The sequence below is a fragment of the Azospirillum palustre genome, assembly GCF_002573965.1.
GTDB lineage: Bacteria > Pseudomonadota > Alphaproteobacteria > Azospirillales > Azospirillaceae > Azospirillum > Azospirillum palustre.
On the sequence record NZ_PDKW01000039.1, the window covers coordinates 279,268 to 301,359 of the forward strand.

Genomic DNA, 22,092 nt, shown 5'->3' on the forward strand with positions numbered 1-22,092 from the left:
CCCGCGGACTACGCCAGAACGAACCAGACAGAGGGCGTGATTCCGGCGGCTTGATGCTTCAATTGCCACGATCCGGGCCGACGGGCTCTCGGAACAGGATTTCGCTCGGGATGCGATGGCGATGACGACGATTACGCTGGGGCGGGGACAGGTGGCCGGGCTGGCCATCGGCGTTGTCGTGCTCATGGTTGTCGCCGTGCTGCTGGGCGTCGGGATCGCCGTGGCGACGATGGGGCCGGCGCCGGCCACGCAGGTCGCCGCCGGCCCCGGTGCCCCATCCGGCGCCGCTCCTGCCGCCGCACCGGCTGGCGAAGGGCGGTTTGCCGGTGTCGCCGACACCGTCGGCATGAGCGCCATCTCGCGCCGGTTCGAGACCGAACAGGCGATCAAGGGCACCGCCGACCATGCCGCGGACACCGTCTCGGGCGTGGCGGAGAGTGTGCTGGACCCGGTCGCCCACGGCACGCTCGCCGCCGCCGGTCGCTTCCTTCCCTCCTGGATGGCCGCTCCGGTGGCCAAGTCGGTGAACCGCGCCTCCTTCCAGGCGCGCAGCAAGCTGTCCTACGGCGTCGAGAACAGCGTCGAGGAACGCCTCTTCAACGGGCTCGATCAGGTGACCGGGCAAGGACAAGGCCAAGGGGGGCAAGGGGCGAAGGCGGGCGATCCGGCCCCCGTGCGCAGCTTCGCGGTCGAGCTGGGCCGCTTCGCCAACCAGGCCAATGCCGAGAGCTTCGCCGACGCCGCCGGCCAGCGGGGCGTTTCCGCCGCCGTGTCCTATGCGCCCGACGGCGGGGCCACGACGCCCTACGCCGTGCGCAGCGGCCGTTTCACCACCACCGACGAGGCGACCGCCGCCGCGGACGCCATCAAGCGGTCCAGCGGCGTCGCCGGAACCGTCGTCACCCTAGCCGAGCCGGGAGGACGGTCCTGATGTCCCTTCGACGTTCCCATGCTGCCCTCGCCATCCCCTTGGCGCTTCTTCTGCTTCTCGGCGCCTGCGCCGACAAGCCGGCGGCCTGGCTGAACACCGTGTCCTTCACCGTGGCGCCCGCCGCCAACGACAGCACGCCGGTCGCCATCGACGTGGTGTCGATCCGCGACAAGGCGCTGGTCGATCAGCTCACCGCCCTCACCGCCGCCGACTGGTTCGCCAAGCGCGAGCAGTACCGGCGCGACCATCCCTCGACCCTGGACATCGCGAGCTGGGAGCTGGTGCCCGGCCAGAAGCTCGACGCCCAGCTTCCGTCGGACCGCGAAGCGGCCTGGGCGATTCTCGTCTACGCCAACTACGCCACCCCCGGACCGCACCGCCTGCGCGTGCCCGACACGCGCACGCTTTCCCTTTCCGTCGGCGACAAGGATGTCGAACTTGCTCCCTGACGTTTCCGCCATTCACCGGAGGCCGGCATGACCGAGGCACGCGACATTCCCGAGGCCATCGCCTGGCACGACGGCATGCTGCTGGCCCCGCAGCATTTCCAGCAGCAGGCCCTGCGCAACGAACGGCTGCTGACCTACCATGCCGGCCATGCCCGCCCCTTCCACTGGGGCGTCGTGCATTTCCAGGTGGACCGCGTCAATCTGGTGTCCGGTCTGGTGCGCATCCGCGAGCTGGAGGCGATCATGCCCGACGGGCTGATCGTCCATCATGGCGGCGACAGCACCGAGCCGCTGGAGGTGGACATCTCCGCCTATGCCGATCCGGTCGGCCAGACGCAGATCACCATCCATCTGGTCGTCCCGCAGGCGCTGGCGGACCGGGCGCCCGGTCCCGGCGAGATCTCGCGCTTCCTCTCGGTGGAGGGGCGCCCGGTTCCCGACCTGAACGGCGGCGAGGAGGTGGCCATCGCCCGCCTGCGCCCGCGCCTGGGACTGTTCGCCACCACCGGCCCCAACCAGAAGCCGCCGCAGAAATTCGTGTCGATGCCGGTGGCCCAGGCGACCTTCCGCAACGACGCCTTCGTGCTGACCGACTTCGTGCCGCCGACGCTGTCGGTGACCGCCAACTCGGCGCTCGGCCGCCTGGGCGGCGAGATCGTGCGGCGCGTGCGGGAGAAGGCGCTGTTCCTGGCCGAACGCTCCGGCGTCGGCACCGGCAACGCCGCCACCGAGCTGGCCGACGCCGCCCGCACGGAAATCCGCAGCCTCGTCACCGGACTGCCGCCGTTGGAGGCGCAGCTCGCCGTCGGCGTCTGCCATCCCTTCGACGTCTACCTGTCGCTGTGCACGCTGGCCGGCCACCTCTCGGCCTTCGCCAACGGCGCGGTGCCGGCCAAGCTGTCGCGCTATGACCATGACGACCCGATGTCGGCCTATGGCGAGGTGCGCGACTTCATCCTGCGCATGATCGACCGGGTCAAGGAGGGCGTCGCCCGCATCCCCTTCACCTTCGAGGCCGGGATGTTCGGTCTGGTGATGGAGGAGGCCTGGCTGAAGGGCCGCCTGGTCATCGGCGTGCGCGGCCCGGCCGCCGCGACCGTGGGCGAGGTCGCGGCCTGGATGGAGAACTGCATCGTCGCCTCCCATTCCAAGCTGGAGACGCTCTCCGGCCTGCGGGTGAAGGGTGCCGACCGCATCGCGCTCGACGACAGCGGCGAATCCGGTGTCGCCGCACCGCGCGGCGTCGTGCCGTTCGAGGTGGTGGTCGATCCCCGCTACATCGTCCCCGGCGAACGGCTGGAAATCTGGAACCCCGACAGCATCGGCAGCCGCTTCCGGCCCGCCGAGATCACGCTGTTCGTCACGGCCTGAGCTGAGGATTGGCACGATGCTTCACCGCCGGGATCTGGTCGATCACTTCCTCGCCTTCGCCCGCGAGATCCAGCAGCACCGCGCGGCGATCCGCGCCGGCCGCCCGGCTGCCGCTGCCGCCGCCGGTTCCGGGGCGGAGGCGACCGAAAGCCTGCCGGCCTTCCTGAACGAGGACGTGCTCGCCCTGTCGGCCATGCATGCGCCGGCCGGCTTCGCGGCCCGGCCGGGGATGGGCGGGGTGGGGGCCCCGCCGGCGCTGTCGCTCGAACCCGATGCGGAGATCGTCATCCGCCGCCTGCAGGACTTTCTGGAAGCCCAGGCGGCGCAGGTCGCCCGCACCGGCACCGAGCTGATGATCAGCCAGTACCGCGAGGCGCAATACGCCATGGCGGCGCTGGCCGACGACCTGTTCATCCATGACGTGGAGTGGAGCGGGCGGGAAATCTGGCGCTCCGCGCTGCTGGAACAGGCGCTGTTCCGCACCCGGCTTGCCGGCGAGCGCGTGTTCGACCGCATGGAGGCGCTGCTGGCGAGCAACGACCGCCGGCTGTCGCAGCTCGCCGCCGTGTACCTGCTGTTGCTGGGGCTGGGCTTCAAGGGCCGTTACCGCGAGCCCGGCGGCGCCGTGCAGCTGCGCAGCATCTCCGCCCGCCTTTTCGAATTCATCGCCGGACGCGAGTCCGAGCTTGCCCCCGGCCTGCTGCCGGCCGGACGCACGCTGATCCCGTCCGCGTACGCCCACACCATGACCGACGGTCAGATGCGCACGCTGGCGCGCGGCGTGCGCTGGCCGGTTGTGCTGGCCGCCCTGGCCGGGGCGTGGCTGGTGATCGGTCAGGCGATGTGGTGGGTGACGACCGCGAACCTGTCGAGTGCGGCGGACGCGGTGATGCAGGCGTCCGTCCGCGTGACGCGCTGAGCCGGGAGAGGGACCATGGATATTCTCGGCACCGTCCTGACGGGCATCGCGCAGAACCAGCTGTGGTTCTTCGCAGCGCTTCTGCTGGTCGTCCTCGTCATCATCGCCGTCATGGCGGTGATCCTGCTGCGCGCCGGCCGCCGGCCGGCCGAGCTGCCGCCCGAGGTCAAGGCCCTGCCGGCGCCCGAGAGCGCCGATCCCGCCGCGGCGCCCGGTACGCCGGGCGTGCCCGCGGCGCTGCCCATCGTCGGCGGGCGCGACCTCCGCCGGCTGTTCCGCGAGGGTCTCGCCGCCTATCGCGAAACCCTGTCGCGCAACGTCTATCTGGTGCCGTGGTACCTGCGCACCGGCGTCGTTCCCGGCGACGACGGCGGCCTGCTGACCTGCGCCGAGGAGGTGCGGCCGCCGGTCGAATCCAAGGACCGGCCCTTCGGCTTCCACTGGCGCTTCTACGACCGGGCAGTGGTGATCGACATCGATGACGCGCGGGTGGCGTGGAAGGGCGTGCTCGACCAGCTCGCCCGACACCGCGTCATGATGCCGGCCGACGGCGTGATCCTGACCATCCCGCTGGAGGAGCTTGAGGACGTCCGCCGCGCCGCGGCGCGCGGCACCGAGCTTTACGCCCGCCTGTGGGAGATTCAGCGCACGCTCGGGCTTGCGCTGCCGGTCTATGTGGTGGTCACCGGCTGCGATGCCATTCCGGGCTTCCCGCTGCTGGCCGAGGCGCTGCCTGAGCCGCTGCGCGACGGCATGCTCGGCTGGTCGTCGCCCTACGCGCTGGAGACGGTGTTTACCCCCGACGTCGTCGGCGAGGCGCTCCAGTCCGTTGCCGCCGGCATGCTGGCCCTCCAGCTCGAAGTCTTCGGCGCGGCAGCGCGGGAGGACGGGGCGCAGATCGTGGCGCTGACCGACCGGCTGACCGGGACGGAGGCGGCGCTGCGCGCCATGCTCGGCACCGCCTTCAAGCGCACCGCCTATCAGGAAACGCTCTATGTCCGCGGCCTGTATTTCGTCGGCCGGACGGCGCCTGACACGCCGGCCGTCTTCGGCCGCGACCTGCTGAACCGCAAGATCTTTCCCGAGGCGGGACTGCCCAAGCCGACCCGCGCCTTCGCCGCGACGCGAACCCTGCGCCGCCATGCCTGGCCGGTCGGCACCGCCGCCGCCTCCGCCGCCGCGATCCTGCTGCTGTGGATGGGCGTGCACCGGGTGAACACGCTGTCGGACCAGCTGGTGCCGATCCTGTCGGACATCCCGGCGAACCTCCAGCAGCTCTCCGATCAGCGCGCCGCCAATCAGGCCGGCGCGCCGCTGTCGCCGACCTATGCCGATGCTGCCGCCCGGTTCGTCCAGGGCATGGCGACCCTGCCGCAGGATCCGCCCTTCAACCCGCTGCCGGCCGCCTGGATCAGCGGCGTGCCCGACGAGGTGTCCCGCGCGCTGGCGGTCGGCTATCGCCGGCTGACGCTGGCGACCATGCGCGACGTCGCCGAGGACCGGTTGCGCCGGCTGGCCCGCGACCCGCTTCGCGTCCAGATCGGTGCCGGCGAGTTCGACCGCCTGCGCTCCTTCGCCGCCGAGGTGGGCATCGCCGAAGGACTGGCCAGGGCCTACAACACCGTCGATTCCCGCGACGCCAACATGCCGCTCGACGAGGCGCTGGAATTCTCGCTGGGCTCCGCCGGGGCGCGCGGCTTCTCCGCAAGGCTGCATGGCTGGGACGTCGACGTGCCGCCGTCGGGCGGTGCGATCCCGGCCCCTGGTCCCGGCGCGCAACGGCCGATCGACCTGTCCGCCTATCGCGGCGACGTGACGCGCCGCTTCCGCCAGTTCGCCGACGCCTACCTGCGCGAACTCGCCATGAGCGGCCTTGCGGTGGCCCGCCTGTCGGTCGCCGCCAACGAGCTGGAACTACTCGCCGGGGGAGCCCGCACCGGCGCCGATGCCGCGACCTCCTACGCCGAGGTGCTGGGAAGCCTGGACGAGGCGGCGCGCAGCCTGGACATGGAGCGCGGCGCCTGGATCGGCACCGACGGTCCGGTGCTGCCGCCCGAGTTCGACACCCTTCTCACCCGCCTGGAGAAGTCGGAGCTGTTCGGCCCCGGCTTGCGCGCCGACATCATGGAACTGGCCCAGCGCCGCTATGACGAGGCCGGGCCGGGCGGAAAGTCGCTGGACTCGGTGATCGGCCGGCTGCTGGTCCAGGGGCCGGCCGGCGCCCCGCGTCTGTCGCCCACGGCCGAAAGCCTCCGCCAGACCCTCACCGTCTGGTCGGCGCGCCGCTTCATGCGCTCCGGCGAGACGTCGGGCACCATGGCGGCTTCTGCGGCGGCTCCGACCAACCGGGCCGGCTGGGACCGTGCGGCATTGGAGACGATCCCGCCGCTGCTGGAAGATTACCTGCTGTTCGACGCCAAGGAGGTGCCGCAGGCCCCGCAGATCCTGCGCGCCTCGATGCGCGCCGCGGCGCAGCACCAGCTCCGCCGCGGTGTCGAGCAGGTTCTTGCCCGCGCCCTGTCCGGCACGCCGGCCGGCGGGACCATCGACCGTGCCGGCGGGCTGACGCAGCTGCGCGAATCCGCGCGCTCGCTGCGCCTCGCCTTCCCGGTGCTGGCCGAGACGATGCAGAGCTTCCGGCAGATCGGCCTCGCCACCCCGGCCGACGCCATCCGCGACATCGTCGCCCGGCAGGCCAATGCCGTGCTCGCCCAGGCTGACCGCATGCTGGAGGAGGACCAGCTCTACCGTCCCGATGCGCGGTCGCTGAACGCCTGGATCGACGGTCCGCTGGTGCCGGCCCAGCTGTTCGGCCAGCAGAGCCCGACGGCGCTGGCCCTCTATCTCGGCAATGCGCGGCAGGAGGTGATGGCGCTGACCCGCGAGGTCGCGGCCCCGGTGGTCGAAATCCTGGAGAAGCCCGTCATGGGCGGCGGCGCGGTCTCCGGTCTCTCGGCCAAATGGTCGCGCATCGTCGCCGAGTTCGACCGCTACGAGGGCGGCCGTCCGAACAGCACGCTGGCCGCCCTGGAGAAGTTCGTCACCACCGACGTGGCCGCCATCGACGCCACCAACTGCTGGGATAAGGCGCAGCTCGACCCGCAGGCCGGCGATTTCTTCGCCAGCCGCCTGAACGAGCTGAAGCAGTCCATCGCCGACCGCTGCCGCCTGATGGTCGACCAGCGCGTCTATATGGGCTACGCCGAGCTTGCGACCGCCTTCAACGCCTCTCTGGCCGGCCGCTTCCCGTTCGGTCCGGTCGGCGACAGCCAGGCCGACGTCGCCATGGTGCGGGCCTTCTATGACGCCTTCGACGCCCGCCAGGGCTATGTGATCGAGGGGCTGCGCCGCTCCACCCGCCTCGGCACCGCCGGCCGTGACGCCCTGCGCTTCATGGAAACGATGGCGCTGGCGAAGCCGGCGCTGACGGCCGCCACCGTCACCGACCAGTCCGGCGGACTGCTGCTCGACCCGACCTTCCGCGTCAACCGTGGCCGCGAGGCCGGCGGCACCAACATCATCGAGTGGAAGCTGTCCACCCCGGCCGGCACCATCGCCAACATCGGTGCGCGCTCGCCCTTGCGCTGGTACCCCGGCGACCGCGTCGCTGTCTCGCTGCGCTGGGCCAAGGACGGCCGGCTGGTGCCGGTCGGCGGCGTCGGCGCGTCGTCCAGCGTCGACGACGCCACGCTGACCTTCGCCTATGAGGGGCCGTGGGCGCTGTTCGCGCTGGTCCGTCAGCACACTGCCGCGCAGCGCGACCGGCCGACCAACGCCGAGACGGTCCTCCTGTTCGAAGCGCAGACCAGGCCGGTGTCGGCCGCCAGGGACGGCGAGGGCAGGGAGGTCGAGGACAAGGCCGGACGCGATGCGCCGGTCTCCCTCAGCCCGTCCCCGCGCCCCGGCACGCCGGGTCTGCCCGCCGTGCCCGAGGCGAAGCGGCCGGACACGCGGGTCTTCATGGCGCTGGGCGCCAAGCGGACAATCGTGACCGACGGCAAGCCGCCGCGCGACGAGAAGGTGGCGCTGCCCGAGCTGCCGTCGTCGGCGCCGCTGCTGGCGTCGGCCGGCGCCATGCCGCGGCCGGTCTTCCCGCCGGGTTTCGCGCCCGGCTTCCCGGCAACTCCTCCGGCGGGGCTGACGGGCTTCCCCTCGGCCGGCTTCGGCGGTCAGCCGGTCAACCCGACCGACCGCGCCTTCTTCGACCTCCAGGCGCCGCCGGGCGTGCCGCCGCTGCTGCGGCCGGCCAACCAGCGCGTCTACTGACGTGTCAACGAACGGATCCCAGTCAACGCCATGACCGACACGCAGACCGCCGAACGCCCTCTCATAGACGTCGACCGGATTCTGACGCCGATCCCGGGAGATCTCCCGGCCGGCGAGGACATCCGCTACGAGCCCGAGTTCGACGCGCTGGCCGAGGCGCGGCGCATGGACGACGACACCGACAAGGGGATCTGGCAGACCGACGATATCAAGCGGGCCGACTGGAAGGCGGTCGCAGCCGGCGCCACCGATCTGCTGGCGACCCGCTCGAAGGACCTCCAGATCGCCGTCTGGCTGGTCCAGGCGCTGGTGCAGCAGCATGGACCGTCCGCCATCGCGCCGGGCCTGTCGATGCTTGCCAGCCTTGCCGAAACATTCTGGGACGGGCTCTACCCGCGCATCGACGAGGACGGCGACATGGAGGCGCGCTTCGCGCCGCTGTCGTGGCTGGACGAACGGCTGGCCCGCGATCTGCTGGCGATGCCCATCGCGCTGCCGGAACAGGGGGCCAAATCGGGGCTCCGGTTGCAGGACTGGCAGAATGCCCAGCGCCTGCGCAAGCTGGCCGGCCGCGATGCCCGTGCCTACAAGGCCGCCATCGCCGAAGGCGAGGTGCCGGTGGAGCGCATCGTCAAGGATGTCGAGAAGACGCCGTCGGAGTTCTACGTCGCCCAGCGTGACAGCCTGAAGGCGGCCGAGGCGGCGGCGCATGCGCTGGGCGCGGTGCTGGACCGGCTCGCCGGCCGCAACGCTCCCGCCCTTTCCCGCTTCAAGCGCACGGTCGAGGAGCTGTGCCGGTTCCAGGAGGATGTCTTGCGCAAACGCGGTGTCTCGCTCGAACCGGCGGCACCTGTGGCAGCCCCCGAAGACGCCCCGGCCCCCGATGCCGCCGATGCCCCCGATGCCGCCGCCCGTCCGGCCGGCGCCGGCTGGACCGGCGGGCCGCGCAACCGGGAGGAGGCCTACGGGATGCTCCGGCAGATCGCCGACTATCTGGAAAAGGAGGAGCCGCACAGCCCGACCTCCTATCTGGTGCGCCGCGCGGCCTCCTGGGGTCAGCTCTCGTTGCCGGAACTCTATGCAGACCTGCTCGGCGACCGCGGCGAGGTCGGGCGGATGTTCTCCGTGCTGCGCCTGAAGGACGAGTGACCCCGCGATGCGCATCCTTCTCAAATATCCCGGCATTGCCGGCGATTCGCTGCTCCAGGGCTACAGCAACCTGATCTACTGCACGAAGTTCGACATGAAGACCGGCTCGAACGATGCCGGATCCCTGGAATACGGCTCTGCGGTCGAGGACGACGACTACGACGTCTACGGCATCGCGGCGATGCACGACAATTACCGCAACGTGAAGCCGCAGGCGAAGCGGCGCACCGTCGGCATCGACAGCGTCGACCTCAGCAAGCCCATCGACATGGCCTCGCCGCTGCTGCTGAAGGCGGCGTTCGCCGACCCGGTGCCTGGTGCAGAGGCCACGATCTACTTCCTGCGGCCGATGGACACGCAGGTGTCGGCCGAGCAGTCGGACATCAGCGGCGGCAAGATCAGCTTCGACAAGTTCCTGACCATCGTGCTGACCGACGTCCACGTCACCTCCTACACCGTCTCCGCCAGCGGCAGCGGCGACAACAGCGGCGACGAGACGATCTCGCTGTCCTTCACCAAACTCAACATGACGTACGTCCATTACAAGAATGGCCAGCCGCAGAACGTTCCGGCTGAAATCAAGGTGGCAAAGAAAGAATGACACACGCTCATATTGCTCCGGCGGAACTCCCGGCCGGCACCCCCGTCAGAGCCCCCCGCGGACCGGCGAAGCAGGTCGAACATCTGCTCGAACAGGCGATGTTCCAGAGCCGCTGGCTGCTGGCGCCGCTGTATCTCGGACTGGTCGGCGCGCTCGGCATGATCGGCTGGTGCTTCGCGGTCGAATTCATCCACGCCTTCCCGAAGCTGGCCGGCGGCAACGAGTCCGAGGTCATCCTGGTCGTCCTGGCGCTGGTCGACCTGACCATGGTCGGCAACCTCGTGCTGATGGTCATCTTCAGCGGCTACGAGAACTTCGTCTCCAAGATCGACGTGGCCGGCCATTCCGACCGTCCGGAATGGATGGGGAAGCTCGATTTCAGCGCCCTGAAGGTGAAGCTGATCGCCTCCATCGTGGCGATCTCGTCGATCCAGGTGCTGAAGACCTTCATGCATGTCGGGACGGTGTCCGACCGCGACCTGATGTGGCTGGTGGCGATCCACTGCACCTTCGTGGTGTCGGGCGTGCTGCTGGCATTCATGGATTACATGGTCAAGAAGGGTCACGCGCTCGACCACTAACCGGGTTGGATAAGGGGGGCTTGAGATGTTTAGGAACCTGCTGGCGCTCGCGCTTCTGCTGTTCACGGGTCTGTTCGCCATGCTGGCGGACGAAGCGCGTGCCGAGCCGCAGAAGGTGGTCGTGGGAAGCTACATCAACCAGATCACCGGGCTGAACCTGAAGGACAAGCAGGTGACCGTTGATTTCTATGTCTGGTTCCGCTGGGATGCGGACGACATCAATCCGCTCGACTCCTTCGAGGTGATGAACGGCACCATCAGCTCGAAGGAGCCGACACCGCTGCGCAAGGTCAACGGCCAGAATTACGTCTCGGCCCGCGTGCATGCCGTGCTCAACCAGGCGTGGGACATCAGCCGTTTCCCGCTGGACAAGCAATCGATCCGCATCGAGATCGAGGACAACGACCGCACCGTCGAAAATCTGGTCTATGTCGCCGACACCGAGAACACCGAGGTCAATCCCGACATCGACATTGCCGGGTACAATGTGACGAAAACCTCGGCCGGCATCATGGAGAAGACCTACCGCACCAACTACGGCGACATTTCCCTGCCGAAGGCGCACGAGTCGCGCTTCTCGCGCTTCGTGCAGGAGGTGCAGATCGACAGGCCGAACACGATCTATTATTTCAAGACCTTCTCGACCATCTTCATCTCGTGCCTGGTCGCCTTCCTGGCCTTCCTGGTCAAGCCGGTCGATCTCGATCCGCGCTTCGGTCTCGGCATCGGCGCGCTGTTCGCGGTGGTGGCCAGCTACTTCATCGTCGCCGGCGAACTTCCGCACAGCACGGGCTTCACGCTGTCCGACAAGATCAACATGGCGTCGATGGGGCTGATCTTCCTCAGCCTGTTGCAGAGTTCGGTGTCGCTGATGATTTACGAGCGGGATACGGCGAAGGCCGTCAGGCTCGACCGCCTCTCGGTCATCGTCTTCCCGATCGCTTACGTGCTTCTCTGCGCCTGGATCACGGTGGGCTAAGGCCCCCGCCGCTCAGGGCGGGCGGCGGACGGGGAGGCCGCAATGCGGCGGACCTCCCTCCATCGACGCCGCCAGTAGTAAACGTCTCCAGTATCAACGCCGCCAGAACATCAGTCCCTTGCGCTTCTTGGGCGGTTCGGGCTCGGGCTCCGGCTCCGGCTCCGGTTCCTTTGCCTCGGGCTCATCGTCGAAGGAAAAGGCGTCGGCACTGACCGTCGGGGTGTCGTCGGCTTCGTCTTCGTCACCGAAAGCCTTGAACGGGTCCTCGTCCTCGGCCGTCTCAGCCTCAGCCGCCCCGTCCTCCGGCTCGTCCGTGGCTCCGGCCGTGCTTTGCTCCGTTTCGGACGAATCCTCCTCGGTGTCGAAGGCAGCGAACGGATCGTCGGAACCGAAGGGATCCTCTTCGCCTAGCTCCTTTTCCGTCTCGTCCTCGTCGAAGCTGAAGGGATCCTTGCCGCTGCTGGAACCGAACGGATCCTCCGCAGCTGTTTCAGCATCGTCATCGTCGCCGAAGCTGAAGGGATCGGAGCTGCCCCCCTCTTCGTCGTCATCGCCGAAGCTGAACGGGTTGTCGTCCGACGCGGCCTCGTCGTCATCGCTGGCCGACGACCCGCCGGAAGCCCGCATTTCCTCTTTGAATTGCTCCAGCTCGGCGCGGAAGCGCTCCTCCGCCTCGGACCAGCGCGCACGTTCGACTTCGAGCGCCTCCAGCAACTCCTCTTCGCGGGCACGCGCCTTTGCGCGCTCCTCGTCGAGGGCGCGGATCAGTTCGTCCTGGCGGTCGATCATCGTCTCGTGACGCTCGTCGAGCGTGGCGATGACCTCGCGGACATACTGCTCGAACGCCTGGAACTGAAGGGCGAGGACATCCCGGTCGCCGTCCGCGGCGGCGGCGGCGGCCCGGGCCGCGGCGGCCTTGGCGGCCTTCCCCTTGGGGGCCGGTGCGGGCGTTTCCGCCGGGGTGGATGTCGATTTTGAAACAGAGGCGACCCTGGCCGCCTGCTGCGCCGGGCCATCGCCGAGCCAGCGCGCCACCAGGATGTAGGAGACCTGCAACTCCTCGGATATCCGCCGATAGCTCCAGCCCTGCGCCCGCAGGCGCTCGGCCATCTTCTGGCGGTCCATCTCTTCGCGCGAGGTCGGGGCCTGGTCGGGGAGCTTGCGGCCGAGATCGCCGGCCTGATCGGCCGAGGACAGCACGATCAACTCCTTGAATTTCCGATCGCTCATTCAGCCCCCGCGGCCACGCGCTTCAAGATTGTCCGGCCTTTCCGAGTGTCGCGGGTTTGCATCGCGGTTGTCGATGCCCAAACAGTCCTCATTGGTGCGGTCTGCGGACCGCCGAAGGGTCCGCTTCAGCCCGTCAATTGAACGGAGGCGGATTGATGGACTGGATGTGCTCGATGTAGCGGGACATGGCGGCGATGCCCTCTTCGGTCAGTTCGACGAAGACCCGCCGGCCGTCCTGATCGTCCGCCACCCGGCGGATCAGGCCGCAGCCCTTGAGGTTGGAGATGCGGCGCAAGGCGGTCGTCTGCGCAACGCCAGAGGCCATGCACAGCGAGGATACCGAGATCCGCTTGCCCAGCAGGTGGTTGGTCATCAGATCCAGCAGCATGGCCCAGCAGGGATCCTCGAACAGATCCTTCGGGAAGAACTTGTCGCGGGACGCCTGCCACTGCTGGAGCGCACGAAGCGCACGCAACCGCTCATGGTCCGATTCGGGGCGGATCGGAACGGGCTTCTTCGCCTTGGTCATGGGGACGACGCTGATCGCCGGCGCGGATGGCGCCGCCGTTCCGGCGAAGGCGTGCGGGGGCGCCGAATTATGCCGCTCGCGCAGTGCCTTCACGGCGGCGATCATCGCCATTCCGTGCCGGTAGGCTTCGTCGAGCGCGGCGTCGTGGGGCGGGGCTTCGCGCGTGGTCCGGCTCATGGACAGCGCCCGCACCAGGGCACCGTGCAGCCGGCCGAAATCCTCCGGATCGTCCACGAAGTCGGCCACCTTGAGGTGCATCGCCCGCACCACGTCACCGACCTGGGCGCCGGACGCCAGGATGATGAACTGGACGGAACGGCCGCCGACGGAGGACTGCATGCGCTCGACCAGCGCCAGCCCGTCGAAATGCGGCATCGCCATCTGGACGACGACGACACCGATGGAGGCGTCGGCCTCCAGCGTGTCGAGCGCCTGGACGATGTCGCTCGTCACCTGGATGCGGTGGCCGTTGCGCAGGAAACTCTCACGCACGCGGTCGGCCGCGGGGAGGCTGTGACCGACGATCAATATGGAAGGACCCGGCGCAACAAGCTCCGTGCTGGTCTCCACCGGTCGGATCGGCCACGTCAACGGTCGCTCGATTTCGATCCGCATCATCCTACCCTCTGGGTTGCGATGTAGCTATGCCCATAGTAGGTACCACAACGGGCGGCGGCATGAAAAGAAGTGATGTAGCACGAATGGGCATAAACTTCCGCGATCTGCCAAGCTTGCAGAAACAATGCTGTGACACGACTCGCGCTTATTCGGGTGGTTGATGCAATTACCCCGTAATTGTTATGTTACAGCTTAGAAATATTAGATTGTTCTTGAAGGAAGCGAAGCTATCGCTCAGATTGTGGTAATATTACTTAAGTCGTAAGCGCACGAAATGGATGCCTGCTCCAACCTGTGCACGCCGGACGCGTCCACTCTGGACCCGTCTCGTCCTCCGGGTCGGTGAATTTGCGTTAAGGTCGGCTGAACCCGAGTTCCAGGCCCGGCAGCAAAGCCGAGCAGACAATTCTGCGATCAGCCAAGCGACCGACCGACAATGCGATTGACCCTGTCGACCAAGATCATGCTCCTGCTTCAGGTGGCGCTCTGCTTCGCGCTCGCCTCCACCGCGGTGCTCTCGTATCTCAAAATGGAGCGCATGGTGGAGGAGACGGTGGCTTCGCGCTTCCGGGTCGTTGCCCATGGGTTGTCGAGCGAGGTCGAGGGCGCGGTGGGGCTCGGCGTGGCGCTGAACGCGTTGCGCAACCTCGACGAGATGATCCAGCGCGCCCTGGTGCGTGACCTCCAGATCACCGGGCTGATGCTGTTCAACGACCGTGGCGAGGTACTGGGCGCCGCTGGCGGCAGTGCGGTCCGGGGCACGCTGCCCGACAGCTGGCTCGCGGCCTTCCACCGCGACGGCAAGACCGACCGGGGGGCGAAGATCGTCGACGGCGGCTCGCAGGTGCTTCTGCTCAGCATCGGCAACGCCTATGGCGGCGTGGCCGGCGGCGTTGCGCTGACCTATTCCCTGGACGCCTTGCGCGCGGGCATTCGCGGCACGATTCCCGAACTGGCGATCTCCGGCGCGATCAACCTCGCCACCTGCTACGTCATCAGCCTGATCGTCGTCTGGCTGGTGATGCGGCGCCTTCAGCGGTCCCTGCGGGAGGCGGCGGTCATCGTCGAGGCCGCGACCGACGGCGGGCGGCCGGTGGTTCCGCCGGAGATCGCGGCGTTCGCTCCGGGACTCGCCGGTTTCGTGGACCGCGTGTCCGCGCGACGCCGGCAAGGCATGGACGAGCGCAAGGCGGCGCCGGTGGAGGTCGCGTGATGGAACTCACCTTCATCAAGCGGCTGAACTGGCTGCTCACCGGCCTCGTGTCGGTTCTCATGCTGATCAGCCTCGTCGTCCAGACCTCCCATTTCAACACGCTCTTCCGTCCCCAGGCGGAGCCGGAACTGGCGCGCAAGGCGGAGGTCGTCGGCAGCTACATCGTCGCGCAGATCGACCGGGCGGTGTCGCTGGGCTTCGAGGTCGACAAGCTCAACGGGGTCGACGAAATCCTCGCCGACGCCCTCGCGGTCAATCCGGACGTCAACTACATCGCGCTGATGGTCGGCGACCGGATCGCCGCGTTCGCCGGCGCCCCGGATGCGCGTGCCGGCGACGTGCTGGCGGCGCGCGACGCCGACGGCGCGGTGGCCGGGCGTTACATCGATGCCGCCTTGACCGTCGGCGGCGGTGTGCCGGCGCTGCTGCATGTCGGCGTCCCGGCCGGGTCGGTCGAAGCGGCGCTCAACGACATCGTCTTCGATCTCGGGTCGGTGCTGATCGTCGCCATCCTTCTGAACATCGAAATCCTGCTGCTGGTGGTCGGCAGTTCGGTGACGGCACCGCTTCAGCGGGTGGGCGACGTTCTCAAGGAGGGTGCCGAGGGCAGGCTGACCCTGCGGACCGGGCTGCGCGGGCGCGACGAGGTGGGGCATCTCGGCCGCGCCATCGACCGCGCGCTCGACGTCATGCGCGGTACCGGCGGAGCCGCCCCGCAGCAGCAGGGGGCAAAGGCGGCCGAGGCACCCGCCGCCGGCGACCGCATCGTGACGATGCAGAGGATCAGCGAGCTGCGTTTCGCCATCTTCGTCTTCGCCCTGGCGGAGGAGCTGACCCGCACCTTCCTGTCCGTCTATATCAAGGATCTCTTCGAGCCGGTGCCCGGCCTGAGCAAGGAGCTGGTGATCGGCGCGCCCATCGCGCTGTTCATGCTGCTCTGGGCCGTTGCCCAGCCGATTGCCGGCAACGTGTCGGAGCGCCGGGGCCGCCGCACCGTTTTCCTTGCCGGCGCGGTGTTCTCGGCGCTTGGTCTGCTGGGCTCCGGGCTGGCGACGGATCTCATCCAGCTCATCGTCGCCCGCTGCCTGACCGCGGTCGGCTACGCCAGCGTCTTCATCGCCGCGCAGGGCTTCGTCATCGATGCCACCGACCCGCGCCGGCGCGCCGGCGCCATCGCGCTCTATGCCGGCGGCATCCTGACGGCCGGCGTCTGCGGCCCGGCCATCGGCGGCGTCGTCGCCGACCAGATCGGCTTCCGCATGACCTTCATCGTCTCGTCGGCGCTGGCCCTGGCGGCGGCCTTGATGGCGTGGCACCTGCTGCCCAGGCATGTCGACAGCGGCAAGGCCAAGACCCGTGGGCTGAGGCTGCGCGACGTCGGCGTTTGCCTGACCAATCCGCGCTTCGTGGCGGTGACCCTGTTCAGCGCCGTGCCGGCGAAGTTCGGCTTGACCGCCCTGCTGTTCTTCCTGCTGCCGCTGGCGCTGGACGACAGCGGCGTCAGCCAGTCGTGGATCGGCCGCGTGCTTCTTCTCTATTGGCTGATGATGATCGTGGCGTCGCCGCTGGTGGCGCACCTGTCCGACCGTTCGGGGCGGAGAACCCCGTTCCTGGCGATCGGCGGTGTGATCGCCGCGGGGGCCGCCTATGTGCTGGCGAATTCCGGGACGCTGCCGATGACCATCACCGGCGTCGCCCTGCTCGGCCTTGCCCATGCGCTGGTCAACACCCCGCAGATGGCGCTTCTGGCGGAATCCTGCGTGCGTGAGCGTTCGACGCTCGGCGAGACCACGGTGATCGGCATGTTCCGGCTGATCGAGCGCATGGGGTCGGTGGTCGCGCCGTTCCTGGCCGGCCTGTTCCTCGCCTATTACGGCTACCACGGCGCCATGAAGGGCATCGGCATCGTGCTGGCCGCCTGTGTCGCCGCCCAGCTTCTCCTGCTGGCCGCCACCGGCGGTCGGCCCTCCGCTGACCTCCCCCAGAAGGACCCGGCATGACCTCCGTGACCCGACGCTCGCTGCTCCTCGGCTCCGCCGGCGCGCTCCTGGCATCCGGCCCGGCCGCAGCCGCCGCAACGGGAAGCTTGGCGGGAGCCCCGACGCCCAATCCGGCCACGGCCGGGCGCGGCAACCGGCCGGCCAACATCATCGTGCTGACGCCGCGGAAGGATGTCGGCGACGTGCTCGGGTTCCGCGATCTGCTCGAATCCATGGGCATGCAGGCGAAGATCGACGTGCGCGAGGTGCAGCAGGCATCCGCGGTGGCCGGCATGCTGCCGGACATCCGCGCCGCCCGCCCCGACCTCGTGCTCACCGTCTTCACGCCGCTGACGCTGGCGACCGTCGGCCGCTACGACGATCCCGATCCGTCGAAGTTCCTGACGGATGTGCCGGTGGTCTTCACCTCCGTCACCGACCCGGTCGCCTCGCGCATCGTCCGCTCGCTGGAGCAGCCGGGGCGGGCGGTTACCGGCACCCGGCACATCGCTCCGGTGGCGGTCCAGCTGAAGACGATGCTGGCCTACCGGCGCTGGAAGAAGATCGCGGCGGTCTACAACCCCGCCGAAGAGAATATGGTCGTCGCCGTCCGCGACCTGAAGGAGGAAGCGGCCCGCCAGGGGGTGGAGATCATCGACGCCGCGGTTCCCCGCGATGGAGCCGGCAAGCCGAATCCCGACGCCATTCCCGACCTGATCCGGGACGTGGCGCGGGCCGGGGCCGAGCTGGTCTACATCGGCCCGGACACGCTGGTGGCGTCGAACAACAGCCAGGCGGTGGCCGATGCCGCGCTGGCCAACAATGTCGCCACCTTCTGTTCCACCGAACTGCCGATCCGCCGCTCCGGCCTGCTGATGGGCTTGGTGAGCCCGGCGGTCAACGTCGGCCGGTTCGCCGGGCTGAAGGCCTACGACATCCTGAACGGAGCCAAGCCGGCTGCCGCGATACCGGTGGAAACGCTGAACCGCTTCTCCCTGCTGCTGCGCATCAACACCGCCAAGCGCCTCGACCTTTATCCGCCGATGCGCCTGCTCAACATCGCCGAAATCGTCAAGGATGCCTGACATGCCGGTCGTGTCCTCTCCGTTACAGAGCCTCCATCAGGGCATTCTGAGCCTGTGCAACGGACAGCCTTCCGGCATTCCCTACCGCGTGCGTTTCCTCGACGCCGACGATCTTCCGGCGCTGGAGGAGTTCCGCGCCTTCATCTTCGGCAGCCTTCCGGACATCGACGCCTATTTCCCGGAAACCCCGGAATTCTCCGGCCTGCATATGGCCGAGCGCGGCGTCACGCTCGGCCTGGAGACGCACGGCGTGCCGGGCGGCGACCGCCTCATCGGCTGCGCCGTTCTCGGCCTGCCGCAACCGGGGATGCCGGCCTTCGCCGACGACCTGCCGGGCGGGGCCCCCGATGTGACGGCCACCGCCCACATGTCGAGCTGCATGGTGCATACCGACTTCCGGGGCAACGGGCTCCAGCGCCTTCTGGTGACCATGCGCACGCTGTACGCCCTGGGAGCCGGCCGGCCGCACCTGCTGAGCCGGGTGGCGCTGTCCAACCCGGTCAGCCTCTCCAACATGCTGGCTTCCGGCTTCACCGCCCGTCGCATCCTGGTGATGCACAGCGGCCGGCTGCGCTACCTGCTGCATCGCGACATGCAGGCACCGCCGCCGGCCTTCGAACCCGGAACCGACCGCGCCCTGCGCGTCGCCGACCATGCGGCGCAGAACGCCGCCTTCGAGGCGGGGCTTGTCGGGCGCACCGTCACCTTCTGCGGCGACGAGCCCTTCATGATCTACGCCCGCCCGGCTGCCACCGCCCAGGCTGCCACCGACTGCCGTGCGGCCGCTCCTGCCGAACTGGAGGCCATCCCATGAAGACAGCGATCGTCGTCGATCCCTACTCGACCGGACATCTGCTCGCTCCGCGGCTGCGCGCGCGCGGCTACCGCACGATCGCGGTGCAGAGCCGTCCCGACCTCGCGCCCTCGCTGCTTCTCAGCTACGTTCCCGGCGACTTCGACGAGCTGGTCCTGTTCGACGGCGACCTTCCGGCCCTGGCCGGGCGGATGCGCGCGCACAGCCCCTCCTTCGTGCTGCCCGGCAACGAGTCCGCGGTGGAGCTGGCCGACGCGCTTGGTGCTGCGCTGGGCACGCCGGGCAACACGCCCAAGCTGACGGCGGCGCGTCGCAACAAGTACATGATGATCGAGCGTCTGGGCGCCGCCGGCCTGCTGACGGCCCGGCAGACCATGGTGGAGTCGGGGGCGGAAGCGGTGGAATGGGCGGCTGGCGCCGGCTGGCCGGTGGTCGCCAAGCCGCTCGACAGCGCCTCCACCGACCATGTCTATTTCTGCGACGGCGCTCCGGCGCTGCGCGAGGCCGTGGACTCCATCCTCTCCAGCCGCAATTTCTGCGGCACGCCGAACCGGCGGGCGCTGGTGCAGACCTATCTCGACGGCGACGAGTATGTGGTCAACACGGTGAGCCGCAATGGCCGCCACTATGTCTGCGACGTGCTGCAATCGGCCAAGCGCACGCTGAACGGCTCGCCCTTCGTTTACGACTATTACCGCCTGCTGCCGCCGGACGACGAGCGCTCCGTCCAGCTGATGTCCTACATCCGGCGCACGCTCGACGCGCTGGAGATCACCGACGGCGCCGCCCATGCCGAAGTGCGGCTGACCTCCCGCGGGCCGGCGCTGGTGGAGATCGCCGCCCGGGCCATGGGCCCGGCAGGTTCGACAACGGCGATAAGTCACGGCACCGGCCACGATCAGGTGGATCTGCTGGTCGAGGCCTTCGACAGCGGGGTCTGCCCCGGTGGTGCCGATGGGCATTACCGCTTCCTGGCCGACGCCATGGTGCTCTACCTGCCGGTGCTGGTCTCCGGCCGGGTCGAGGCGCTTCCCGACCTCGGCGTGCTGGACCGGTTCGCGAGCGTCCGCGGCTACGGCATCGTGCCGCGCATCGGCGCCCGGATCGTCCCGACGCTCGACCTGACGCAGGTGCTGGCGAAAATCTACCTCTCCCACACCGACCGGGCCGTGTTCGAACGCGATTGGGCGGCGATCCGTGACATGGAAGAGAGCCTGCAACCGTTGGTAACCCCCTGAAGCAACCGACCCGGTGAGGAGGAATAGATGGCACACACTCCGTACGATCAGCAGTGGGACAAGGCCAAGAAGGAGTTCGAGGCTCTCACCGGCAAGCATAAGCCGAAGGAGAGCAAGGGCATTTTCAATGCCTTCGGCAGCCACACCGGCCTGTCCGGTTCGCTGAAGAAGTGCGAGAAGGCGCTCACCGCCTGCGACACCGTCAACTCGACCGACGTCAAGGAAGGCAAGAAGGTCGTTGCCGCGTTCCTGGCCGCGTCGAAGGATTTTTCCAAGGCCAAGAAGGGCTATCTTGAAGTCCTTCAAAAGGAAATCTACGCCGAGTTCGACAAGCGTACGGAAAAGGATTTCAAGACGAACTACGAGAAGGCGTTGAAGTTCCTGGTCAAGGAGCTTGCGGCGCTGGAAGCCACCATCGAGTCCGCGGTGGGGATGTATACCCAGAAGTTCAACGAGGCGGAGAAGGATCTGTCCGTCGAGCAGAAGATGCTCAAGAACTGGGAAAAGAACATCAACGGTGCGCTGGCCCGCGCAGCTGCCGGCGTTGCCAAGGTCAAGGCCAAGCCGACGGCGGAAACCTACAACGAGCTGTTCCCGACGCTGGCCCGCGACATCACCATGCAGCTGGTGTTCGCGCGCAAGATCGAAGGCCTGCTGGCCGATCCCGACTTCTTCAAGAAGAAGCTGGATCCCTGGGCGAACCAGAGCAACGCCAACGAGCCGGTCAAGGTGCCGGCGGATGCCACGCCGAAGGTGATCCTCGACCACATGAAGGAGTTTTCGGCGGCCTGCAAAGGCGTCGTCCAGCTCGTCAATTCGCGTACGAGCGCCTGATCGGCCGGCTGATTGCGCAGGGCGGGCAAGGATGCCCGCCCGGTCCGACGGATGCCGGTCGCCGGACGGAAATACCGTGTGGGACGGAAAGGCGACCGTCGTGGAACGGCAGCCGCGGCTCATAGACTGGCGAAGATTTAACGGGCAACAATCGTAAAATATAAGGGCAAGCGATGCCAAAGAAATATCTGGAGTCCTGGAAGAAGGCCAAAGCCAAATTCGAGGCCGATACCGGCAAGAAAAAGCCCGATCCGAAGAGCCGCTTCGGGAAGATTTTCTCCAAAATCAGTTCCACTGGGTTTGAGAAGTCGTTGAAGGCGTACGATGCGGCCAAGACCGTCAAGGAGGCGGAGAAGTACGCCCGCGCCTTCCAGTCTGCCGCATCGGACTACATCCCGACGCTGGACGCTGCCGGCAAGGCGGCGCGGCAGGATGGGGACGGCGTGTATGCCGACGCCTGCGCCGCGATGGTCGCATCGCTCAACAAGATCACCGCCAACGTCTTCATGGATCTGGAACGGTTTGGGAGCTGGCCGGACAAGCTCGACAACTTCTTCAAATCGCCATACTGGTACAAGCTCCTGCTGAAGCAGGCAAAAAAGGAATACTCGACCGAGAATCTGGAAATTTTCGGGCTGATCCTGAACAAGAAGGTGAACTCGGAGGCCAACGCCCAGAAGGCCTATGAACTCTATATCCGGGTGGGTTCGGCCAAAGAAGTCAACATGTCCTCATCGACCCGGAAGCTCTGCGACAAATGTGCGCAGGACGGCAAATGGAAGTCGATCCCCTGGGACAAGGTCGAGATGGAAGTCGCTGTGAATCTGGCCGATACAGTCGCGAGGCTTGGCGCGGCAGTGGCCGACGGGACGGCGTAGCGCCGCCGGCACCGGTCGCATCGGTCTCCCGCCATAGCCCGCCCGCTGGATATTGGAGGTGCGGATCGCCGCATTGAGCGGCATACTCGTCGTTGGGTGTCACCTGTCCCGGAAGTAGGCATTCGGAAGCGTCAGGGTCCGGATGCCGCATCTGTGCGTTCCATCTCCGGGAATGACACCGAGGCGAGTGCCATGATGAAGGATCCGAAGCAGATCGCGCGCGTTTGCCTCCAGGCGGCACGCGTCGACTTGGAAGCACACGCTGCCTGTGGGCTGATCACCGCGGACGACGAGTTCGGCCTGCGCTACAAGATCGCCGTTCAGGCCTGCGATGTGAACGGCGACGACTGCCAGTTCCCCTCCTGCGGCTGCCCCTGGCCGGACTGTTCCCGGCAAGCCCGGAAGCAGTGATCCGCAGTCGGGCTGAG

General features: G+C 68.0%; 19 protein-coding genes. 17 read left to right on the forward strand and 2 right to left on the reverse strand.

Going from position 1 to position 22,092, the window contains the following annotated elements:
• Positions 1–121 precede the first annotated feature (121 nt).
• Genes CRT60_RS07435 through CRT60_RS07475 form a run of 9 tightly spaced genes read left to right on the forward strand, consistent with a single transcriptional unit; the run spans position 122 to position 11,246 of the window.
• The gene (locus tag CRT60_RS07435) at positions 122–931 is read left to right on the forward strand and encodes an SPOR domain-containing protein (RefSeq protein ID WP_244592342.1); all 810 of its coding nucleotides are present in this window, start codon (positions 122–124) and stop codon (positions 929–931) included.
• Positions 931–1,380 (forward strand): hypothetical protein, encoded by a 450-nt coding sequence (locus CRT60_RS07440; protein WP_098735796.1) that lies wholly within the window; start codon positions 931–933, stop codon positions 1,378–1,380. The genes CRT60_RS07435 and CRT60_RS07440 overlap by 1 nt, the downstream gene beginning before the upstream one ends.
• A 27-nt stretch (positions 1,381–1,407) precedes the next feature.
• Positions 1,408–2,751: a type VI secretion system baseplate subunit TssK gene (gene tssK, locus CRT60_RS07445; protein WP_098735797.1), complete on the forward strand. Its 1,344-nt coding sequence runs from the start codon at positions 1,408–1,410 to the stop codon at positions 2,749–2,751.
• Positions 2,752–2,767: 16 nt separating this feature from the next.
• The gene (locus CRT60_RS07450; protein ID WP_244592343.1) at positions 2,768–3,670 is read left to right on the forward strand and encodes a DotU family type IV/VI secretion system protein; all 903 of its coding nucleotides are present in this window, start codon (positions 2,768–2,770) and stop codon (positions 3,668–3,670) included.
• Positions 3,671–3,685: 15 nt separating this feature from the next.
• Complete coding sequence (locus tag CRT60_RS07455) at positions 3,686–7,936, forward strand: type VI secretion system protein (RefSeq protein ID WP_098735798.1); 4,251 nt, start codon at positions 3,686–3,688, stop codon at positions 7,934–7,936.
• Between the two features lie 30 nt (positions 7,937–7,966).
• On the forward strand, positions 7,967–9,085 hold the full coding sequence (tssA, locus tag CRT60_RS07460) for a type VI secretion system protein TssA (protein ID WP_098735799.1): 1,119 nt from the start codon (positions 7,967–7,969) through the stop codon (positions 9,083–9,085).
• Between the two features lie 7 nt (positions 9,086–9,092).
• A complete protein-coding gene (locus CRT60_RS07465; protein ID WP_098735800.1) occupies positions 9,093–9,686 on the forward strand; it encodes a type VI secretion system tube protein Hcp in 594 nt (197 codons plus the stop codon).
• A complete protein-coding gene (locus tag CRT60_RS07470; protein WP_098735801.1) occupies positions 9,683–10,267 on the forward strand; it encodes a TIGR00645 family protein in 585 nt (194 codons plus the stop codon). Before CRT60_RS07465 ends, CRT60_RS07470 begins: the two co-directional genes overlap by 4 nt.
• 25 nt (positions 10,268–10,292) lie before the next feature.
• The gene (locus CRT60_RS07475) at positions 10,293–11,246 is read left to right on the forward strand and encodes a ligand-gated ion channel (protein ID WP_098735802.1); all 954 of its coding nucleotides are present in this window, start codon (positions 10,293–10,295) and stop codon (positions 11,244–11,246) included.
• Positions 11,247–11,339: 93 nt separating this feature from the next.
• On the opposite strand, the gene CRT60_RS07480 is transcribed toward CRT60_RS07475, so the two are convergent.
• Complete coding sequence (locus CRT60_RS07480) at positions 11,340–12,356, reverse strand: helix-turn-helix domain-containing protein (protein ID WP_244592344.1); 1,017 nt, start codon at positions 12,354–12,356, stop codon at positions 11,340–11,342.
• 253 nt (positions 12,357–12,609) lie between these two features.
• Complete coding sequence (locus CRT60_RS07485; RefSeq protein WP_098735804.1) at positions 12,610–13,623, reverse strand: response regulator; 1,014 nt, start codon at positions 13,621–13,623, stop codon at positions 12,610–12,612.
• A gap of 463 nt (positions 13,624–14,086) precedes the next feature.
• On the opposite strand from CRT60_RS07485, the gene CRT60_RS07490 reads away from it, so the two are divergent.
• From CRT60_RS07490 to CRT60_RS07525, 8 genes are all read left to right on the forward strand, one after another.
• Entirely contained in the window at positions 14,087–14,836 is a 750-nt protein-coding gene (locus tag CRT60_RS07490; RefSeq protein ID WP_244592346.1) for a hypothetical protein, read from the forward strand.
• Positions 14,836–16,836, forward strand: coding sequence for an MFS transporter (locus tag CRT60_RS07495; RefSeq protein WP_098735806.1), 2,001 nt, complete (start codon positions 14,836–14,838; stop codon positions 16,834–16,836). The genes CRT60_RS07490 and CRT60_RS07495 overlap by 1 nt, the downstream gene beginning before the upstream one ends.
• Positions 16,833–17,900 (forward strand): ABC transporter substrate-binding protein, encoded by a 1,068-nt coding sequence (locus CRT60_RS07500; RefSeq protein ID WP_098735807.1) that lies wholly within the window; start codon positions 16,833–16,835, stop codon positions 17,898–17,900. Before CRT60_RS07495 ends, CRT60_RS07500 begins: the two co-directional genes overlap by 4 nt.
• Before the next feature lies 1 nt (position 17,901).
• A complete protein-coding gene (locus CRT60_RS07505) occupies positions 17,902–18,714 on the forward strand; it encodes a hypothetical protein (RefSeq protein WP_193548410.1) in 813 nt (270 codons plus the stop codon).
• Positions 18,711–19,952 (forward strand): ATP-grasp domain-containing protein, encoded by a 1,242-nt coding sequence (locus tag CRT60_RS07510; RefSeq protein WP_098735808.1) that lies wholly within the window; start codon positions 18,711–18,713, stop codon positions 19,950–19,952. The genes CRT60_RS07505 and CRT60_RS07510 overlap by 4 nt, the downstream gene beginning before the upstream one ends.
• Positions 19,953–19,979: 27 nt before the next feature.
• Complete coding sequence (locus CRT60_RS07515) at positions 19,980–20,786, forward strand: hypothetical protein (protein ID WP_098735809.1); 807 nt, start codon at positions 19,980–19,982, stop codon at positions 20,784–20,786.
• 173 nt (positions 20,787–20,959) lie between these two features.
• A complete protein-coding gene (locus tag CRT60_RS07520; protein ID WP_098735810.1) occupies positions 20,960–21,664 on the forward strand; it encodes a regulator of G-protein signaling domain-containing protein in 705 nt (234 codons plus the stop codon).
• A 192-nt stretch (positions 21,665–21,856) separates the two neighbouring features.
• Positions 21,857–22,075, forward strand: a complete 219-nt coding sequence (locus CRT60_RS07525; RefSeq protein ID WP_098735811.1) for a hypothetical protein — start codon at positions 21,857–21,859, stop codon at positions 22,073–22,075.
• Positions 22,076–22,092 lie beyond the last annotated feature (17 nt).

Bases quoted from the DNA above. Each gene is read 5' to 3' on its own strand.
- CRT60_RS07435 (WP_244592342.1), top strand. From the start codon at position 122: ATGACGACGATTACGCTGGGGCGGGGACAGGTGGCCGGGCTGGCCATC.
- CRT60_RS07440 (WP_098735796.1), top strand. From the start codon at position 931: ATGTCCCTTCGACGTTCCCATGCTGCCCTCGCCATCCCCTTGGCGCTT.
- tssK (WP_098735797.1), top strand. From the start codon at position 1,408: ATGACCGAGGCACGCGACATTCCCGAGGCCATCGCCTGGCACGACGGC.
- CRT60_RS07450 (WP_244592343.1), top strand. From the start codon at position 2,768: ATGCTTCACCGCCGGGATCTGGTCGATCACTTCCTCGCCTTCGCCCGC.
- CRT60_RS07455 (WP_098735798.1), top strand. From the start codon at position 3,686: ATGGATATTCTCGGCACCGTCCTGACGGGCATCGCGCAGAACCAGCTG.
- tssA (WP_098735799.1), top strand. From the start codon at position 7,967: ATGACCGACACGCAGACCGCCGAACGCCCTCTCATAGACGTCGACCGG.
- CRT60_RS07465 (WP_098735800.1), top strand. From the start codon at position 9,093: ATGCGCATCCTTCTCAAATATCCCGGCATTGCCGGCGATTCGCTGCTC.
- CRT60_RS07470 (WP_098735801.1), top strand. From the start codon at position 9,683: ATGACACACGCTCATATTGCTCCGGCGGAACTCCCGGCCGGCACCCCC.
- CRT60_RS07475 (WP_098735802.1), top strand. From the start codon at position 10,293: ATGTTTAGGAACCTGCTGGCGCTCGCGCTTCTGCTGTTCACGGGTCTG.
- CRT60_RS07480 (WP_244592344.1), bottom strand. From the start codon at position 12,356: ATGGCCGAGCGCCTGCGGGCGCAGGGCTGGAGCTATCGGCGGATATCC.
- CRT60_RS07485 (WP_098735804.1), bottom strand. From the start codon at position 13,623: ATGATGCGGATCGAAATCGAGCGACCGTTGACGTGGCCGATCCGACCG.
- CRT60_RS07490 (WP_244592346.1), top strand. From the start codon at position 14,087: ATGCTCCTGCTTCAGGTGGCGCTCTGCTTCGCGCTCGCCTCCACCGCG.
- CRT60_RS07495 (WP_098735806.1), top strand. From the start codon at position 14,836: ATGGAACTCACCTTCATCAAGCGGCTGAACTGGCTGCTCACCGGCCTC.
- CRT60_RS07500 (WP_098735807.1), top strand. From the start codon at position 16,833: ATGACCTCCGTGACCCGACGCTCGCTGCTCCTCGGCTCCGCCGGCGCG.
- CRT60_RS07505 (WP_193548410.1), top strand. From the start codon at position 17,902: ATGCCGGTCGTGTCCTCTCCGTTACAGAGCCTCCATCAGGGCATTCTG.
- CRT60_RS07510 (WP_098735808.1), top strand. From the start codon at position 18,711: ATGAAGACAGCGATCGTCGTCGATCCCTACTCGACCGGACATCTGCTC.
- CRT60_RS07515 (WP_098735809.1), top strand. From the start codon at position 19,980: ATGGCACACACTCCGTACGATCAGCAGTGGGACAAGGCCAAGAAGGAG.
- CRT60_RS07520 (WP_098735810.1), top strand. From the start codon at position 20,960: ATGCCAAAGAAATATCTGGAGTCCTGGAAGAAGGCCAAAGCCAAATTC.
- CRT60_RS07525 (WP_098735811.1), top strand. From the start codon at position 21,857: ATGATGAAGGATCCGAAGCAGATCGCGCGCGTTTGCCTCCAGGCGGCA.